We start from the raw sequence: 19,090 nt of genomic DNA, 5'->3' as shown, positions 1-19,090 counted from the left end.
AACCAACTATATGAGTATACCTATTACTTTACTAACCCAAACAAATTACTATCCGTGGTTATATCGTGTTCGGCTGCGATCAATGAGCACGCTTCTGATCTTTTTCTGTACAATATCAACCAGCTCTTTTGGCGGTATCTTTCAAGCTAAAGTAAAAGCATCTGTGGTAATCACAGGGAAAGTCACTGACGCGGTCAATGGTTCATCACTGCCAGGGGTAACCGTCAAACTTAAAAACAGCGATATTTCCGCATCTTCAGATCAGGATGGAGGCTATAAAATTACTGTTCCAAATCTCAGCGGAACCTTAATATTTAGTTTTATAGGTTATTCGCCTATCGAAGTGCCGATAGCAAATAAAAACAGTATTAATGTGCAGCTCAAGGAATCAGCTAAGAACTTAAACGAAATAGTTGTGATCGGTTATGGTCAAACCACTAAAAAAGAGTTAACCAGTGCTATCGCCTCGGTAGATATGAAAAGTTTTGAAAAGGCTCCTATAAAATCATTCGATGAAGCTTTGGCGGGACGAGCGGCAGGTGTACAAGTTGCTGGGAATGATGGGCAACCGGGGTCTAATTCTAATATTACGATCCGTGGTGCCGGATCAATAACACAAGATATATCTCCGCTGTATATCATAGATGGGTTCCCGGTTGAAAATGCTGATCCCAATTCAATAAATCCGGCAGATATCGAATCTATCGACGTTCTTAAAGATGCGTCGGCCACCGCTATTTATGGTGCCAGAGGAGCTAACGGCGTTATCGTAATTACAACGAAACGCGGCGGTAAAGGCGATCCGGTTATCAATTATAATGGATATTATGGCTTACAGAAAAACAGCAAAACCATACCATTAATGAGCGCGTATGAATTTGTGCGTTACCAACTTGATTATGATCCGGCCGCGGCGTCGATCTATCTGAACGGGCGTACGTTAGATGATTACAAAAACATCAATGGTATAGATCTGCAAAAGCAATTGTACCGTACTGCTCCCATGCAAAACCATACGATATCTATTCGGGGTGGTAATGATAAAACAAAGTATTCCATTTCAGGCGGAATCATAGATCAGGATGGTATAATTATAAACTCAGGTTTTAATCGTGCTCAAGGTAGGTTTACCCTTGATCAAAATGTGAATAAAAAACTTAAGGTCGGCGCGAATATTAACTACAGCAAAAGTAGCTATAACGGCCTGGTAGCATCAGACCCTTCAACCATTTCTTCTGCAAGTACTAATCTTTTATATGCCGTATGGGGGTGGCGACCGGTTTCGGGCGGATCATCAGATAACGACCTTGATCTTCAAGATCAACTCTTTGACCCTGGATTCGACGCCGTTACCACATCTGATTATAGGGTTAACCCTATAATAGACGCGCAAAATCAACTACGCCAAACCATAGTAAAAAGCTTACAGGCAAATGGTTATTTAGAATATCTGTTGGTTCCTCATTTTACGCTAAGAGTAACAGGAGGTATTACAACAAATGATAGTAAAGTGGAATCCTTTTATAATTCATTAACCGCCAGGGGAAATAAATTAAATACATCAACGGGTGTAAACGGATCAATTTATAATGCTAATAACTCCACGTGGCTTAACGAAAATACCATAACCTATAAAAACACTTTTAACAAAGATCACGATATTACCATATTAGGTGGATTTAGCCAGCAAGGTAACACATCCGAAAATTATGGTTTCGGTGCCATATTAGTCCCAAACGAATCTCTGGGAATAGATGGTTTAGATCAATCAACGGCCATAACGCCTGTTTCGTTGAGTTCCAGATGGGCGCTGATGTCTTTTTTGAGCAGAGCAACTTACAGCTACAGATCAAAATACCTGTTTACGGCATCCTTTCGTGCTGATGGTTCATCAAAGTTTGCCAGTGGAAAAAAATGGGGGTATTTCCCGTCGGCTTCAGTGGCATGGCGAATGAGCAACGAAAAGTTTATGCAAGGCTTAACCTTTATCTCCGATTCAAAACTTCGGTTTAGTTACGGTCAAACGGGAAATAACAGGGTGTCGGACTTTGCGTACCTATCGCAGATCAACTTGCCGGCCTCGGTACTCTATTCGTTTAATAACTCTATTCCCTTAAATGGCGCTGTTGTTACCGCTTACGGAAACCCAGATCTAAAATGGGAAACGGCTATCCAAACGAATTTGGGATATGACCTAAGCCTGTTCAACAGCAGGATAGACATCACCGTCGATCTGTATTCTAAAACAACACGCGACCTATTGTTAAATGCCCAGCTGCCTTACACAACGGGTTTATCACAGGCATTTAAAAATATTGGCAGTATCAGAAATCAAGGTCTTGAGTTTACACTAAATACTGTAAATGTTCACAACAAAACATTTACATGGGGTTCAAATTTCAATATCAGTTTTAATCGAAATCAGGTAATTGCTTTAACTGAAAATCAACAATCTCTGTTATCAACTGTTAATGTCGACTTGAAATTAAATACACTGCCGGCTTATATTGCTACAGTGGGCCAACCCGTAGGGCAAATGTATGGATTGATATGGGATGGGGTTTATCAATACAGCGACTTTGATGTTACACCACAAGGCAAATATGTGCTGAAAAATGGTATACCCAATAACGGAACATCAACGCAGCCGGGCTCTATCAAATACAGGGATATCAATGGCGACGGGGTGATAGACGCTAAGGACTTCACGGTGATCGGCAGAGGCTTGCCTATTAGTGTAGGCGGTTTTACGAATAACTTCACCTATAATGGCTTTGATCTGAATATTCTTTTCCAATGGTCATACGGAAACGATATCATTAATGCCAATCGATTATTGTTTGAAGGAAATGCAAAAGGCGCAAAATACTTAAATCAATTTGCAAGTTATGCAGATCGTTGGGAGCCTGATAATCCAAGCAATACCCTATTCAGAGCAGGTGGCCAAGGCCTAATTAATTATTCGAGCAGGGTAGTAGAAGATGGCTCATACTTACGATTAAAAACGCTGTCATTAGGTTACACTATCCCGACAAAAATATTAGCAAAAGTGAGTATCAAAAGCCTGAGAATTTACGCATCGGCTCAAAATTTATATACATGGACAAAATATACAGGTCCAGACCCTGAAGTATCCAACAGGAATTCAACATTAACACCGGGCTACGATTTTTCCGCGTATCCAAGAGCCAAAACTATCGTATTCGGATTGAACGTATCATTTTAATTAATAAAACGATGAAAATATTAAAATACACTCTTTTAACAACGCTGATTTTAACCGCAACAGCGTGCAACAAAATGCTTGATACCAACCCAACTGATTTTATCACGCCGGCCGCTTATTATAAAACTCCCTACCAGCTACAAAACGCCTTAATTGGCGTATACGCCACTATGGGGAATATTGGCGCGTTCGGTAATAATTATCTCTATAACTTTAATACAAATAGCGATGAGTCTTACGGCAGGGCAACTGAGGATACTCCATCTTTCTTGTTTGGAGCCGAAAACGTAAATGTTTCTAATTTTTGGCAGCAAATGTATGCCGGGATAGGTAATGCTAACTTATTACTTGCAAGTATTGACGGCGTAACCGCAACACAATCACAAAAGGATGTGATCAGGGGAGAAACATTGTTTTTAAGGTCTTACTTTTATTTTATGCTGGTGAGCAACTATGGCGATGTGCCGCTTGTTATCGATCCCACAGGCTCGATAACTGATGTTAATATAGCACGTGCCCCAATGAAACAGGTATATCTGCAAATTATTAACGATCTCACATCTGCCGAAACCTTATTGAAAACTCAAACTATTACTTCTTTAGGCTATAGTGGTAAGGCTAATCACACAGCGGTAATGGGCTTACTTGCCCGTGTAAATCTTTATATGGCTGGTTTTCCTCTATATGATGTATCCCGTTATCCGGAGGTTATATCATGGTGCCAAAAAATTATCGATACTAAAGAGCATGCTTTAAATCCTGATTATAAACAGGTATTTATCAACTACGCGCAGGATAAATATGATATTAAAGAAAATTTATTCGAAATTGAATTTGAAGGATTGGTATCAGGTAAAAACCTGGGGACTACCTATACCGGCCGCTATTGTGGTATCCGTTGTGTTGACGAAACCAAAGGCTTTAGCGCCGGGTATTTAAACGCGACAAAAAAATTATACGATGCATATGAGTTGAATACCTTAAACACAGCATCGCCAAACAAAACATCGTTCGACATAAGGAGAGATTGGAATTGCGCTAATTACACCTGGAGTGAAACGACAACTGCTACTTACACACCGGTTACCAACACATGGATCATGAATAGCGGTAAATGGAGGAGAGAATATGAAACAACAGCCACCAAGGATAAGAACTATACCAATGAAAATTACGCTGTAATTAGGTATTCTGACATTTTACTTATGATGGCCGAGGCCGAGAATGAATTAAACGGGCCTACCAAAGCTTATCCGTTCGTAAACCAGGTAAGACAGCGAGGGTACGGCATCTTATATGGTAACGTAGTTCGCAATATTGCGATCACTAATGCGGGTTCGGGATACACAACAGCTCCAACCGTAAATATCGTTGGCGGAGGAGGTTCCGGCGCTACTGCCACCGCTACCGTGGCGGCCGGAAAGATAACAAGTATCAGTATCATTAATCCGGGAACATTGACAGTTGCAGGGCCGTATTATACTTCGGCTCCAACTATAACATTTACCGCAACAGCAGGCACAGGTGCCGCTGCCACGGCAACCATATCTAAATCTACAGATGCCGATCTTTCTGCAACACAGACCGCTAGTAAGGAAAGTTTACGCCAGGCCATTAAAGACGAGCGTTTAAGAGAATTATGTTTCGAGGCCTTTAGGCGCAACGATTTGATCAGGTGGGGGAATTATGTTGGTGATATCAAAGACTTTTTAGCTTACGCTTCAGCAAACGGAGGAACGGCAACGGTTATCACCACACCGGCGACAAGGCTTTCTTCGCGCAATATTTATTTTCCGATACCTATTCATGAAATGTCTTTAAACAAAGCTTTGGTTCAAAATCCGGGCTATTAATTATTATCATAAAAAAAACATGAAAAATATATATGTGCTTTTATTGGTCTCGTTGATCATCGGAGGTTGTAAAAAATTGGAGGTGGCTTCGCCATTATTTGATGTTCAAACCGTGAAATTAACCTATAAGATAAATGATACTGTGAGGTTTAACATCTCTGGTAATGCGGGTAACATCTTATTTTATTCAGGAGAACAGGGTTTTACTTATGCGAACAGAACCAGGCTAACAGCAGACGGAACCCCGCAGTTCTCTTTTAACAGTACACGCGGTGGCGGTGCGCAAGACAATTCGTTGATGGTAATGGTCTCTACAGATCTTTCCGTCGTCGACTCCTCGCATGTCGTACATGCCACGTGGACCGATATTACAGGGCGCTCAGTATTATCAACAGGTACGGCACTTGGCTCGGGCAATATTGATCTGAGTGATTTTAAGAATAACGGACAACCGGTTTGGCTTGCCTTTAAATATCTTGGTACTAAAAGTGCTACCCTGGCTCAAAGAACATGGATCATCAAATCACTTTTAGTTAATAATATATTGCCAGATGGTACGGTGGCGCCTATCGCAACCATTGCGGACGCATCCTGGTCGTCAATTAATATAAAAAACCCGGCAGCTATTTGGGTTATACCCAATACGGCGACAATTACCCAAATAACCATAAATGGCGGGGTGGCGAACTCGGATGATAACGAAGACTGGCTAATAACAAGACCTTTAACGCTAAACAAGATAGCTCCGGATCTCAGCCGATCGATTCAAAATATCGGAAGTGACGCGTTAACAAATTACAGTTACGTATACACCAAGCCAGGTACCTATCATGTAACATTTGTTGGGTTTAATAACAGTGTTGATGATCAAAAAAGTATCATTAAAGAATTTGATATCGTTGTAACACCATAGTATGCTATATAGAGTAGTAATATTGATGTTTTTGGGGCAGCTGTTATTGCTGAATGGCAATGTGGGTGCGCAAAACATTAACATACAAAAGGAAATGGGTTTTGCTGAAAAGCAAATAACACTCTTGTTAAATGCTCATTCCGATCTAACCCAATTCCCGTTTTCTGTAAATGAGAACGGCACTCGTAAAGATATGCCTTCTTCATGGTGGTGCAGCGGCTTTTTTCCAGGAATACTATGGGAGCTATATGAATACACAGGGAACCTTAAATGGAAAACGGCGGCACAACATTGGACGGCCATGCTTGAAAAAGAACAGTATAATATCAGTACCCACGATCTTGGGTTTATGTTATACTGTTCTTATGGTAACGGTTACAAACTCACTAAAAACAAAAATTATAAAAACATACTAAAAAATGGCGCAAAGTCATTAGCTACACGATATAATGCAAATGTCGGACTTATCAGATCGTGGGATACTTTTGGTAAGTATCGGTTCCCGGTTATTATAGATAATATGATGAACCTCGAATTTTTGATGTGGGCATCAAAGCACGGTACGACCAATAATTATAAAGGAATTTGTATCTCTCACGCAGATAAAACTTTACAAAACCATTTCCGGTCAGATGGTAGCTGCTATCATGTGGTTTGTTATAGTGATAGCGGTATGGTTTTAGCAAAAAAAAATCATCAGGGCTTTCAGGATGAGTCAGCATGGGCCAGGGGGCAGGCATGGGCTTTGTACGGTTTTACGGTAATGTACCGCGAAACAGGGAAGGAAAAATACCTGGAGGTTGCAAATAAGGCAGCATCTTATATTTTAAATAACCCGAATCTCCCGAAAGATAAAATACCCTATTGGGATTATTTGGCTCCCAATATTCCTAATGAAGAACGCGACGCTTCGGCCGCTGCCGTTATAGCATCCGCCTTATTAGAATTGCAACGCTACGTGCCAACAAAACGAGTTTATTATGTACAGTCAGCAAAAAAGATAATTCGATCTCTATCCTCACCACAATATAAAGCGGGTTTAGGTGAAAATAATTATTTTATATTGAAGCATAGCGTCGGTGCCAAAACGTTAGGGAAAGAAGTTGATAAGCCATTGGTGTATGCTGATTATTATTATCTGGAGGCTTTGTTACGTTTAGCAGCGATCGAAAAAAAACAATAAATGAGCATTAAATTGAAATAACATGAGCTATAGATCTTTCTTTGTACTAGTACTTTGTGTCTATTGTACTTGTTTGAAGGCCAATGCACAGGTAACTGTACCAGATAACCCGGTCGCTACTTTAAAAAAGGGACATCCCCGCTTGTTGGTATCATCTTTAGCTGATTTTGAGCAGTTGAAAAAACGTATTCCCGGTAATGAGTTTTTGATAAAAGCAGAAAATACATTGCGGCTTAAAGCAGATAAAATGCTTACGGAACCGCTCAATAAATACACCATGATCCCGAGTAATTATTTGCTCAATACAAGCCGTAGCGTATTGGATCGTAGCTACACTTTAAGTATGATGTACAGGCTTACCGGCAAAAAAAAGTATGCGGACAGGTTATGGCTTGAGTTAGACAATGCTGCCAAATTCCCCGATTGGGATATTGAACATTTTTTGGGCACTGCAGAAATGGACCAGGCCTTCGCTATAGCCTACGATTGGCTTTATGACGTGTGGACCGATCCTCAAAAACAAATTATAAAAACAGCTATAAAAGATAAAGCACTTGAGGGCGGTCTATTGTATTATCAAGGCAAAGGCCCCGGTTTTGATTGGGCGAAAGCTGAACATAACTGGAACCAGGTTTGTAATGGCAGTATGATCATAGGCGCTTTAGCTATAGCCGATGAAGAACCACAATTGGCTGATACCTTGATCAAGAATGCAATAAAGCGACTTCCGGCGGCTATGAAGCATTATGGTCCCGATGGAGCGTGGTTTGAGGGTCCTACCTATCTTGCTTTCGCCATGCGTTATAACGTGGCCGCTATCGCTTGTTTGGAGTCGGCTTTAGGAACGGATTTTGGTTTAAGCACTATACAAGGCTTTTCAAAAACAGGTTCATTCGTTATGGCGATGAGCGGAGCTACGGCACAAACATTCAATTACTCGGATGCGCCATTGAGAATTGTTACCATGCCTGAGTTTTTGTGGTTGGCCAATAAATTTAATGACCCGGAAATAGCAGCCTATCAGCAAAAATATACCGATCATTCAACGGCGGTAGAGATGTTATGGTATTCTGACAAGAAATTACGGAAAGCCGCTGAATTGCCACTTGACCAATATTTTCGCTCTGCAGAGGTAGCTTCATTAAGAAGTAGCTGGAACGATGAAAAAGCCTGGTTTGTTGGATTCAAAGCCGGTGAAAACGGTGTTAATCATGGGCATTTGGATCTGGGTACTTTCGTTCTGGAAAAAAATGCGAAGCGTTGGGTAATTGATCTGGGGCCTGATACTTATAATTTACCGGGATACTTTAACGGGGGCAAAAACAAATCGGTTCAACGCTATAGCTATTATCGGTTGAGCACAGAAGGCCACAATACGTTGGTGGTAAAAGTCGGGCAAGATGCGAATCAAAATGCTGCCGCCTCAACGTTTATAAAAAAGTTCAAAAGTGATAATAACAATTCATTCGGTATTATGGATTTGACCGAAGCTTATGCACCGAATGGGAGATCTGTAAAACGTGGGATCGCTATGATCGATAAAAAACAGGTTTTGATACAAGACGAGATAACGACTGATAAACCACTCGATCTTTATTGGCAGATCCATACCCCTGCGATAATTACTTTGTCGGATGACAAAAGATCAGCTATACTAAAAATGGGAGTGGATGAATTAAAGGTCGAGATCTTAAAACCAGCAACTAAAGCAGCCTTCGAAATTATTGACGCCATACCTATACTAAACGAACCCCTATCAAAAGGCAATACACCAAATGAAGGTATAAAAAGACTCGTCATTCATTTTAAAGCAATTGGGAACGTTGCCATTACTGTACTATTTAAAGAAAAAAACGATAACACTGTACCGGTATTTCAATCATTATCTGCCTGGTAATATCTACGATATATAATTATGGATCAACAACGAAGGGACTTTTTAAAACAAACAGGTTTTCTGACAGCCGCATCTGTAATGATGCCTGTTATTAATGCAATAGCTATGGGAAAGGGTTCACAAAAGAAACCGAAAATATTATTGCGCTCATCATGGCAGGTAGTTAACATTGGCGACATTAGCCATAGCTTCGGTCTGATCGAATTGTTTAACATCTATTTGCCAGAAGCTGAAATTATATTATGGCCTGTTAGCGTTGACGTGGAAGTAGATGCATTAATGAGGAGATCGTTCCCTAAGTTAAATATTATACAAGGCCGGCTGGATGATTCTGGCAAACCGGCGACCACGGATCTGCAAAAAGCATTTGCCGAATGTGACCTAATGGTTCATGGTTCGGGCCCATATGTAGCTGCTTATAAAGATGTAAGGGCCTGGTGGAACAATACCAAAAAACCATTTGGAGTATATGGCGTTTCGCTTGACGAGGTAGATGAGCCCTTAAAAGAATTGATAGATCATGCTTCGTTCTTTTTCTGCAGAGATTCTGAATCGTTAAAATATTTACGTTCGCTCAATTTGAAATGCCCGATACAGCAATTAGGCCTGGATGCAACTTTTGCCCTCAAATTACAAAATGAACAAAAGGCCGAAGCTTACTTAACCGCTAATGGTTTAAAAAGAGGTAAATTTATTTGCGTGATACCCAGGTTACGATATACCCCATACTGGCAGATGCGTGGTGTTGAGCCAACCGTAGAAGAAAAGAGAAAGTATGCCATTTCGCTACAACACAAAGAAATAGATGCGGCCAAACTACGCGAGGTGATGATAAAATGGGTAAAAGATACAGGCCTAAAAGTTTTGGCATGTGCGGAAGTTACCCAACAAGTTGCCTTATCAAAAGAAGTTTTGGTTGACCCGTTGCCAGATGAGATAAAAAAAAATGTGGTATGGCGGGATTCGTTTTGGTTGCCTGACGAAGCACGTTCTATATATGCCAAAGCAAGGGTGCTGATCAGCTATGAAATGCATTCACCCATAATTGCGTTCACTGAGAAAGTACCGGCAATATATTTAAAACAACCTACAGACACGAGGAAAGGACAGATGTGGAGGGATATTGGCCTTAATGATTGGATATTTGAGATAGATGAGACACCGGCTTCTCAAATTGCTAATATGGTGAGCCATATACATTCCAACTACACCGATGCGCAAAAGCAGATCGGTATCGCGTCAACTTTAGTTAATAAGATACAAAGAGAAACGATGCACGAAGCGATACAAACAATAAAGTGATAGATATCATCATGAAAAGGAAATTACTTTGTTTTATGCTCTTACTTATCTCTTTTAAGCCGAAGGTGATAGGACAGGCAGAAACTCGTCCGACATGGGCGACGGAAACCCTTGAGCAAAAGGATAAACGAATGGAATGGTGGCGGGATGCACGTTTCGGCTTGTTTATTCATTGGGGGCTATATTCAGTACCCGCCCGGCATGAATGGGTAAAGAGCAGGGAAATGATATCGGATAAAGACTATAATAAGTATTTTGATGCCTTTAACCCTGACTTATACGATCCGGTACAATGGGCAAAACAGGCCAAGGCCGCCGGAATGAAATATATTGTAATCACTACAAAACACCACGAGGGTTTTTGTTTGTGGGATAGTAAGGTTACCGATTACAGGGCGACGAATACGCCTGCAAGAAGAGATCTTTTAAAACAGTTGGTTGATGCTTGTCGCGCGGAAGGATTACGCATTGGGTTTTATTACTCATTGATCGATTGGCACCATCCGGATTTTACCATTGACCAGTTACACCCCCTTCGCGAAGATAAGTCTGCTTTGGCTCTAAACAGCAATCGCGATATGAGTAAGTACCGCCAATATTTACGTGATCAGTTAACGGAACTGCTAACCCAGTACGGAAAAATTGACGAACTATTTCTAGATTATTCTTATCCGGGTACTAACGGAAAGGGTGCCAAAGATTGGGATGCATCCAATCTACTCAAGATGATTAGAAAGCTGCAGCCCCAGATCATCGTGAACGACAGGTTGGATCTAAGTCAAACAGATTGGGGCTGGGATTATAAAACTCCGGAGCAGTTTATGCCGGTCGAGTGGCCAACGCTTAACGGGCTGAAAGTACCTTGGGAGACATGCCAGACTTTTTCCGGTTCGTGGGGATATAATCGTGATGAATATTCCTGGAAAAGTGCGCATCAGTTGGTATCAATGTTGGTTGAAACGGTGAGCAAAGGTGGTAACCTGTTGTTAAATGTGGGTCCTACAGCACGTGGTGAGTTTGATAGCCGGGCTATTGAACGTTTGGCAGCTATTGGTAATTGGATGAAATATAACAACCGCGCAATTTACGGATGTACCCAGGCCCCTAAAGAATTTACTAAACCGGATAACTGCTTTTTGACCTATAACCCGCAATTGAATAGGTTATATATTCATATCATCGAGTGGCCATTTAAATCTTTGCATTTACCGAATTATAAGGGCAAAATCAAATTTGCCCAACTGTTACAAGATGGTTCAGAAATTAGCTTTGACGAAGAAATAAAACCGGGTAGCCACACTACCGAAACAGCTGCAAGTAATGATGTAATACTTCATTTGCCAGTACAAAGGCCCGTTTCTGAAATGCCGGTTATTGAGGTTTTTTTAAAATGAAATTAAAAAAGTTTGGCTTTGATCAATATTTAGCATATCAATAACACGAATTATATGAAAAAGAAGTTTCTGATAACCCTGCTCATATTACAGCTTAATCTGGCTGCTTATGCACAAACATTATCAAGCCCTTTGTTTAAAGATGGGGACATCGTTTGTTGGATAGGTGATAGCATTACTAACAATGGGCAGTTTTACAATTATGTCTACCTGTACTATGCAACACGTTTTCCTAATGATCGGTTGTGGTTTTACAACTGCGGCATCTCGGGCGACGTATCAGGCGGTGTACTAAAAAGGATGGATAGCGATGTACTTATTCATAAACCCAACTGGTCGGTTTTAATGATCGGTATGAACGATGTAAAACGTAATTTATATACCATTGCTGCCAAAGCTGATCCTGATCTACCTCAAAAGTGGGCGCAGGCTATGGCTAAGTATAAAGAGGATAGCGAAGCTATTGTTAAAATACTTGCTGCGAAGAGCAAAGTGATACTGCAAAAACCAAGCATTTTTGATCAGACCGCGGCGATAAAGGCAGAAAATGCGATCGGTGTAAACGAAGCGCTAAAATTTGGTGGCGATCATATGCAAGATCTCTCCATGATCTATAAAACTAAATTAGTTGATTACTGGAGTATCATGAAACAAGTTAATCGATCCGTACAAAAAGTAGATTCAACCGCAACCATTATCGGTCCGGATAGAATACATCCTGGCCCCGCAGGTCACTTTGTTATGGCTTACCAGTTTTTAAAGGAAACAGGCGCGCCTAAATTTGTTTCAAAAATAGTCGTTGATAAGGGTGTAAAAACAAGCAGGGGAAAAAGTATTAATTGTAAGATAGAATCACAAAAGGTCGATAATAGATCAGTAGAATTTACTTGTCTTGAATATAGCTTGCCCTTTCCTGTTTGGGACGATGCTGTTAAAGCGCTTTCGTGGGTCCCATTTACGGACGAGCTTAACAAGGAGATCTTACAGGTTGTTGACCTGTCCGCTGGTTATTATAAACTATCAATAGATAGCATACTTGTGGGTAAATATACTGCCGCGCAGTTAAAAGAGGGTATAAACCTCGCGACAGAAAAACAGACACCGCAATACCAGCAAGCAATAAGGGTAATGGATCTGTGCTTGCTGTACCGTAAAACAGAGGGATTATTACGAAGTCTGAAATTTGTTGAATACAATCACCTCGGAGAACTAAAAAACCTTAACGACACGACAGAAATAAGACAGTTACTTGCTGTTAACCTGGAAAAACTAAAAAACAGTGGTCACTATGATTATTACAAGTCGCAATTTAACGGTTACCTAACTAACAAGCCCAAGCAACCTGCTACAGAAAGCAAATTGTTATCTATCCAAACTCAAATATATACTACGAATAAACCAACAAAACACGTTTTTAAGCTTATTAAAGACGATTAACAACCTACGTTTCCGTTTTATTTATTAACCATTAACCTTTTTTATTATGAAACCTTTTTTACGAATTAACCTTCGTTGGGCCATTTTTTTGCCTGTGTTTTTCTTAAACGCAAGTGCATTATTAGCTCAACATGCTTATTATGTATCTGCAACCGGGAATGATGCCCTGGCAGGTACTTCCACCGCAACCGCGTGGAAAACCCTTGCAAAAGTGAATGGTACCGCATTATCAAATGGGGATAGTATTTTGCTGAAAAGAGGCGATAAATTTACAGGGATATTGAGGGTCAAATATTCCGGCGTAACTGTCGATGCTTATGGAAGTGGCAATAAACCAATAATCACAGGTGCTGAACAAATCACTACCACCTGGACAACTTACAGCGGCAATATCTGGCAAACCACTTTTTCTTCATTAACTAAACCTGCTGATATCAGGGGGTTGTATAAAAGTGAAAATCCTCTGCCTATCAGCCGTTATCCGAACAAGAGCGTAAACAATGGTTATTTGAACTTTGAATCTCACAGCGGGATAACTCAATTTACAGATAATCAACTTACGGGAACACCAAGTTGGACGGGATCAGATGTTGTAGTTAGGGCAGAAAGGTTCCGTCTTGTTAAAACCAAGGTTTCTACACATAGCGGCAGTACCATCACAATACCATCACTTACAACAATTGACCAGTTGAGGGACGGTTATGGTTACTTCTTTGTCAATAACGTTAATGCTATCGACCTTGATGGCGAATGGTCTTATTCAGCTACTACTGGTAAAGTGCTGCTATATTCAACTTCAAATCCAAGCACAGCGGTTACTTTTTTACGTACGGATACTACGTTATCTATTGAGAATGCCAATAATGTTACCGTTAAAAATGTCCAACTAAAATATGCCCGCCTTGTTTGCCTTTCTTTAAAAAATGGATCGTCTTTGTTAGTTGATAATGTAGATATTTCACGTTCGGGTTCTGATGGAGTCGCTTTCTCAGGAGTTACTTACAGTACATTCAGCAATAACACAATAACCGATGTGAATTGGAGTGGGATCATATCTAACGCGACTTGTAATAACATAGCTTTTACAGGGAATACAATAAGTCATATCGGGAATGAAGCAAATGGGAAGAGCAAAACGTTTATCGGTATAGATTGCAACTCACCTAATTGCCAAATACAGGATAATAAGATCACAAGAACAGGCTACTCCGGTATTATCTCAGCGGGAATAAATAATCTGGTAAAACACAACGTAATTGATAGTGCATGCTACTATTTGGAAGATAATGGTGGTATATATACTAATGGGAATATTGGTGTAACTACAGGTACCGTGATCGACGAAAATATCATAACCAATAGTTTTGGCGAAAGGCTGGGAGCCCCGGCTGCAACAAGTTTGGCAAATGGTATTTACATCGATAACTTTTCACAAGGGGTCACAGTAAAAAACAATACGGTTGCATTTGTGAACGGAGAGGGGCTTTTTATCGGTTCGGTACAAACCGGGATCGAGGTTTCAAACAATACCTCCTTTCAAAGCGGGCTTAATGAAATGCAGATCTATCACCCGCTTGCTGCCCCTGGTTTTGTAATTACAGGTAATATATTGGTCTCAAACTCATTAGCTGTTGATCATGATGTATTTAAAACTATTAGTACGGATGATTATTCATACGCACAACTAGGCTTGTTTAAATACAACAATATCATCAACCCCTTTAATGATAAAGCAATCACTTTTAATTACCGGGCGGATGATGGGCCTAAAACTCAACGTTACACGCCTTACGAATGGGAAGCCAGCGTTGTACAAGTTAACGGTACCGTGCCTGCTGTAAAAAAATACCCTTCGGGTACTATACCAGCTAATGTTATTAAGTTTTATTATAATAACACATCGTCTTCTCAACCTATTACGCTACCATTTGGCTTATATACAACAGTTTATAATCAGGCATATTGTGGTACATTCTCATTGCCTGCCTACAAATCAGTGGTGCTGTTTAGAGTAGATTCCGTTGCCTGCGTTACCCCCGGGTCTTGTGGCGCACCCGACAGTTTGCATATTAGCTCCATTAGAGACACTTCGGCTGTTTTGCATTGGAGTGTTACCGGTGGTATAAACAGTGATGTACGTTACAGGCCGGTTGGTAGCGATACAACCTGGAAATATGCCTACAATGTTCAAGCTGATTCGGTTAAGCTGTTAAGTTTAAAAAGCGCAACTGACTATGAATGCGCGGTACGCAACAGCTGTTACGGCAGCGAAAGCAGCTGGGTAAATTATAATGGTTTTACAACGCTGGTTACCAGTCCGCCAAACTATCAATTTAAATTTGTGAATGCTACATATGCTAATTGTTCGCCGGATACAGCTTTTGCAAGTGTTGAAACTACTACAGACAATAAATGGACACTCGTAAACTCCAGTGGCACAGGAACAGTGGATAAAGATTTTATGCGCTCGAACGCTGGTACCGAAAATGCGCCGGTGATAAAAATGACGGTTGATAGCGTATTGGATATATGCAACACATATGATGTTTATTTATATTACCTGTCACCAACTACCCAAACCTGGAAAACACGTGCGCGCATGGCAGACAGTACCACTTTTAAGCTATTTGACCGTACAACCGCAGGCGCGGTATTATTGCCTGATTACACCGGTACAACTACATCGAATCGGTTATTCAGAGCCAAATTGGGTAGGGTAAGTGGTGTGAATGGGTTTTCTGTATATTTAGATGATTCGGCTAATGGATCAACGTCTAAAACGGTGTTTGATGGATTGGGCTACATCCAGGTATCAGATGAACATCCCATCGCTCCAGGATCGCTCGACACAACATCGGTATCTTCGGGCAGTGTGGCTTTGCAATGGCTTGACCTTTCGAGCAATGAAACATCTTTCATTGTGGAACGTAAATCAGGTTCTTCACCTTTTACCTTGTTGGCTACATTACCTGCCGGTACAACCACATTTACCGATACCACCGCTACACCAGGTACATATATTTACCGGGTTGCTGATTACGCCATTACCTGCAAATCTCTTTACTCTAATCAGTTAACCGTAGTCGTTCCCGACATGGGGTCGCTAAGGTCTATGCAGAGTACCTCGAAAACTGAAAAAGATACGGTCAGCGTAATAAAAGCACCATTTAATACGGATCATCTAAAGTTAGACAAGCAAGATCAAAAGGTTTTGAAAATATATCCAAATCCATCAAATGGCAATTTTAATATTGATGTTTCAAATTTTAGCGCTACAAATAACAACATTAAAGTAATTGACGTGCGCGGTAAAACTCTTGTAGATCGAAATCTCCCTAAGGGAACAACTTCAATACACATCAACATCAGTAATCAAATGGAAGGGATCTACATAGTGAAACTAAAATGTGAAGGAACGGAAAAGGTGTTCTACACTAAGTTATTGAAGAATTAACCATGATACTTTCAAATTGATCCAATTGCTTTCGGGAAATCTAAAATATAATTTCTCCGAAAGCAATTATAATAATATATTTGACCAGACCAAACCAGACTACTATTATTTAAGTAATTTATTTGATGCTCAAGGACGACAATAAAGAAAAAAGAAGTTTACGCAGGGAAGATATCCATACAGATTATGCTATCGTTGGCGGAGGGCTTTCGGGTGTTTGTGCGGCGATCACAGCAGCGCGTATGGGTTTAAAGGTTGTTTTAATACAAGACCGGCCTGTGCTTGGTGGAAATTCATCCAGCGAAGTTCGTTTGTGGATATTAGGTGCGACGTCTCATATGGGCAATAATAACCGATGGAGCAGAGAGGGTGGGGTGATCGATGAAATACTTGTTGAAAACACATACAAAAACAAAGAAGGTAACCCTTTGCTTTTTGACGTAATATTGCTTGATAAGGTAGTTGGCGAACCCAACATAACTTTGTTATTGAATACAGCGGTAAATGCGGTAAAGAAATCAAATTCAGAAACCATATCCTCAGTAAGTGCATTTTGTAGTCAAAACTCAGTTGAGTATGTTGTTAAAGCGCCGTTGTTTTGTGATGCTTCAGGAGATGGTATTGTTGGTTTTTTATCAGGAGCTGCTTTCAGAATGGGCGCCGAGAGTAAAGAAGAATTTGGTGAAAAATTTGCTCCAACAGCAGAATATGGCGAATTGTTAGGGCACAGCTTGTATTTCTACAGTAAAGATACAGGTAAACCTGTAAAGTTTATTCCTCCTGATTTCGCACTAAAAAATATTACCGCTGAGATACCGCGCTTTAAAAGCTTTAACGCTAAAGAACATGGTTGTAAACTGTGGTGGCTTGAATACGGCGGCAGGTTAGATACGGTACATGATACCGAAAAAATTAAATGGGAACTATGGAAAGTTGTTTATGGAGCCTGGGACTATATTAAAAACTCCGGTAAGTTTCCTGAAGCTGATACCATGACACTTGAATGGGTTGGCACAATTCCGGGTAAGCGTGAGAGCCGTAGATTTGAAGGTGACTACATGCTTAAACAACAGGATATTATTGAGCAACATACTCATCATGATGCAGTAGCGTATGGTGGCTGGTCAATTGATCTTCACCCGGCTGATGGTGTGTTTAGCGAAAAACCAGGCTGTAATCAATGGCATAGCAAAGGCATATATCAAATTCCATATAGGTGCTTATATAGCAAGAATATCAAAAACCTTTTTCTTACGGGACGTATCATAAGTGCCAGTCACGTGGCTTTTGCGTCAACCAGGGTGATGGCTACCTCGGCGCATGTAGGGCAGGCAGTTGGAATGGCGGCATACATGGCAGCAAAAAATGATTTATATCCGAGGGATATTTTAAAACATAATTTGATAGCGCAGCTACAACGGGAATTATTAAAGACAGGGCAACATATTCCAGGTTTGGAATACAACGATCCAAATGATTTGGTACAAATCGCAAAACTATCCGCTTCCAGCGAATATCAATTAAATGAGTTATCGTCGGATATTTTAAAACCGGTCGACATTTCGATGGCTCAAATGATCCCGTTAAATACTGGCAAAGTGCCTCAAATTATTTTTCACGCTGAATCGAAGAGCAATACTAAATTGGTAGTTGAACTTAGAATAAGCGGAAAGCATGAAAATTATACGCCTGATATTAGCTTAGAGAAACATACATTATCTATTCATCCGGGACGTAACTGCTTACAAATTGATTTTACAAGTATCATTTCCAGACCCTCGTATGCTTTTTTTGTGGTCCATAAAAATCCGGACGTAGAACTTCACTTTTCACATCAGCGTGTAACAGGGGTTCTTTCAGTGTTTAATTTAGTGAATAAAGCTGTTTCTAATTTTGGGAAACAAACACCACCAGAGGACATCGGTGTTGAAGAGTTTGAATTTTGGTGCCCGCAACGCCGGCCTGAAGGGCATAATGTGGCAATTAAGGTGGAGCCTGCTTTAAAAACGTTCAAGGTATCAAATATTAAAACAGGGATATATAGGCCCACAAACCAGCCTAATGCCTGGGTGGCGTTATTAAGTGATGCTAAGCCACATATTGTATTAGAATGGCCTGATAAAAAAGAAATCAGTAAAATAGATGTTTTTTTTGATGCGGATTACGATCATCCTATGGAAACCGTATTAATGGGGCATCCGGAAGATGTAATGCCTTTTTGCGTTCGTAATTATCAAATTAAAGATGGAGTTGGGAATTTGATTTATGAAAAAAAAGATAATTATCAGTCCATAAATCGTATCACCTTTGATCAGCCCGTGATTGTTGATAAATTAACGTTTTTTGTTGAGCATCCGTCTAAACAAATTCCAGCTGCAATATTTGCTATCCGGTGCTATTCTTTTTTTTGATAAAGGCCAGCAACAATATA

The 19,090-nt window shown here is 40.4% G+C and carries 10 protein-coding genes; all 10 read left to right on the top strand.

Annotated features, from left to right (window positions below):
• Positions 1–10: 10 nt before the first annotated feature.
• The 10 genes from ABIN91_RS18775 to ABIN91_RS18730 all read left to right on the top strand — a co-directional run bounded on the left by ABIN91_RS18775 (position 11) and on the right by ABIN91_RS18730 (position 19,070).
• Positions 11–3,226 (top strand): TonB-dependent receptor, encoded by a 3,216-nt coding sequence (locus ABIN91_RS18775; RefSeq protein ID WP_348052979.1) that lies wholly within the window; start codon positions 11–13, stop codon positions 3,224–3,226.
• Between the two features lie 11 nt (positions 3,227–3,237).
• Positions 3,238–5,079, top strand: a complete 1,842-nt coding sequence (locus tag ABIN91_RS18770) for a RagB/SusD family nutrient uptake outer membrane protein (protein WP_348052978.1) — start codon at positions 3,238–3,240, stop codon at positions 5,077–5,079.
• 19 nt (positions 5,080–5,098) lie between these two features.
• Positions 5,099–5,992 carry a DUF5017 domain-containing protein gene (locus ABIN91_RS18765; protein ID WP_348052977.1) on the top strand — a complete coding sequence of 298 codons (894 nt, stop codon included), beginning with the start codon at positions 5,099–5,101 and terminating at the stop codon, positions 5,990–5,992.
• A gap of 1 nt (position 5,993) precedes the next feature.
• Entirely contained in the window at positions 5,994–7,175 is a 1,182-nt protein-coding gene (locus ABIN91_RS18760; protein WP_348052976.1) for a glycoside hydrolase family 88 protein, read from the top strand.
• Between the two features lie 22 nt (positions 7,176–7,197).
• A complete protein-coding gene (locus ABIN91_RS18755) occupies positions 7,198–9,072 on the top strand; it encodes a heparinase II/III family protein (RefSeq protein ID WP_348052975.1) in 1,875 nt (624 codons plus the stop codon).
• 18 nt (positions 9,073–9,090) lie between these two features.
• Positions 9,091–10,374, top strand: a complete 1,284-nt coding sequence (locus ABIN91_RS18750) for a polysaccharide pyruvyl transferase family protein (RefSeq protein WP_348052974.1) — start codon at positions 9,091–9,093, stop codon at positions 10,372–10,374.
• Between the two features lie 11 nt (positions 10,375–10,385).
• Positions 10,386–11,768 (top strand): alpha-L-fucosidase, encoded by a 1,383-nt coding sequence (locus ABIN91_RS18745; protein WP_348052973.1) that lies wholly within the window; start codon positions 10,386–10,388, stop codon positions 11,766–11,768.
• A 54-nt stretch (positions 11,769–11,822) separates the two neighbouring features.
• On the top strand, positions 11,823–13,205 hold the full coding sequence (locus ABIN91_RS18740) for an SGNH/GDSL hydrolase family protein (RefSeq protein ID WP_348052972.1): 1,383 nt from the start codon (positions 11,823–11,825) through the stop codon (positions 13,203–13,205).
• A gap of 46 nt (positions 13,206–13,251) precedes the next feature.
• Complete coding sequence (locus tag ABIN91_RS18735) at positions 13,252–16,659, top strand: T9SS type A sorting domain-containing protein (RefSeq protein ID WP_348052971.1); 3,408 nt, start codon at positions 13,252–13,254, stop codon at positions 16,657–16,659.
• Positions 16,660–16,784: 125 nt separating this feature from the next.
• Complete coding sequence (locus ABIN91_RS18730) at positions 16,785–19,070, top strand: FAD-dependent oxidoreductase (RefSeq protein ID WP_348052970.1); 2,286 nt, start codon at positions 16,785–16,787, stop codon at positions 19,068–19,070.
• Positions 19,071–19,090 lie beyond the last annotated feature (20 nt).

It is taken from the genome of Mucilaginibacter sp., from assembly GCF_039921305.1.
Lineage (GTDB): Bacteria > Bacteroidota > Bacteroidia > Sphingobacteriales > Sphingobacteriaceae > Mucilaginibacter.
This window is presented reverse-complemented; position numbering and strand designations above follow the sequence as displayed.

Bases quoted from the DNA above. Each gene is read 5' to 3' on its own strand.
- ABIN91_RS18775 (WP_348052979.1), top strand. From the start codon at position 11: ATGAGTATACCTATTACTTTACTAACCCAAACAAATTACTATCCGTGG.
- ABIN91_RS18770 (WP_348052978.1), top strand. From the start codon at position 3,238: ATGAAAATATTAAAATACACTCTTTTAACAACGCTGATTTTAACCGCA.
- ABIN91_RS18765 (WP_348052977.1), top strand. From the start codon at position 5,099: ATGAAAAATATATATGTGCTTTTATTGGTCTCGTTGATCATCGGAGGT.
- ABIN91_RS18760 (WP_348052976.1), top strand. From the start codon at position 5,994: ATGCTATATAGAGTAGTAATATTGATGTTTTTGGGGCAGCTGTTATTG.
- ABIN91_RS18755 (WP_348052975.1), top strand. From the start codon at position 7,198: ATGAGCTATAGATCTTTCTTTGTACTAGTACTTTGTGTCTATTGTACT.
- ABIN91_RS18750 (WP_348052974.1), top strand. From the start codon at position 9,091: ATGGATCAACAACGAAGGGACTTTTTAAAACAAACAGGTTTTCTGACA.
- ABIN91_RS18745 (WP_348052973.1), top strand. From the start codon at position 10,386: ATGAAAAGGAAATTACTTTGTTTTATGCTCTTACTTATCTCTTTTAAG.
- ABIN91_RS18740 (WP_348052972.1), top strand. From the start codon at position 11,823: ATGAAAAAGAAGTTTCTGATAACCCTGCTCATATTACAGCTTAATCTG.
- ABIN91_RS18735 (WP_348052971.1), top strand. From the start codon at position 13,252: ATGAAACCTTTTTTACGAATTAACCTTCGTTGGGCCATTTTTTTGCCT.
- ABIN91_RS18730 (WP_348052970.1), top strand. From the start codon at position 16,785: ATGCTCAAGGACGACAATAAAGAAAAAAGAAGTTTACGCAGGGAAGAT.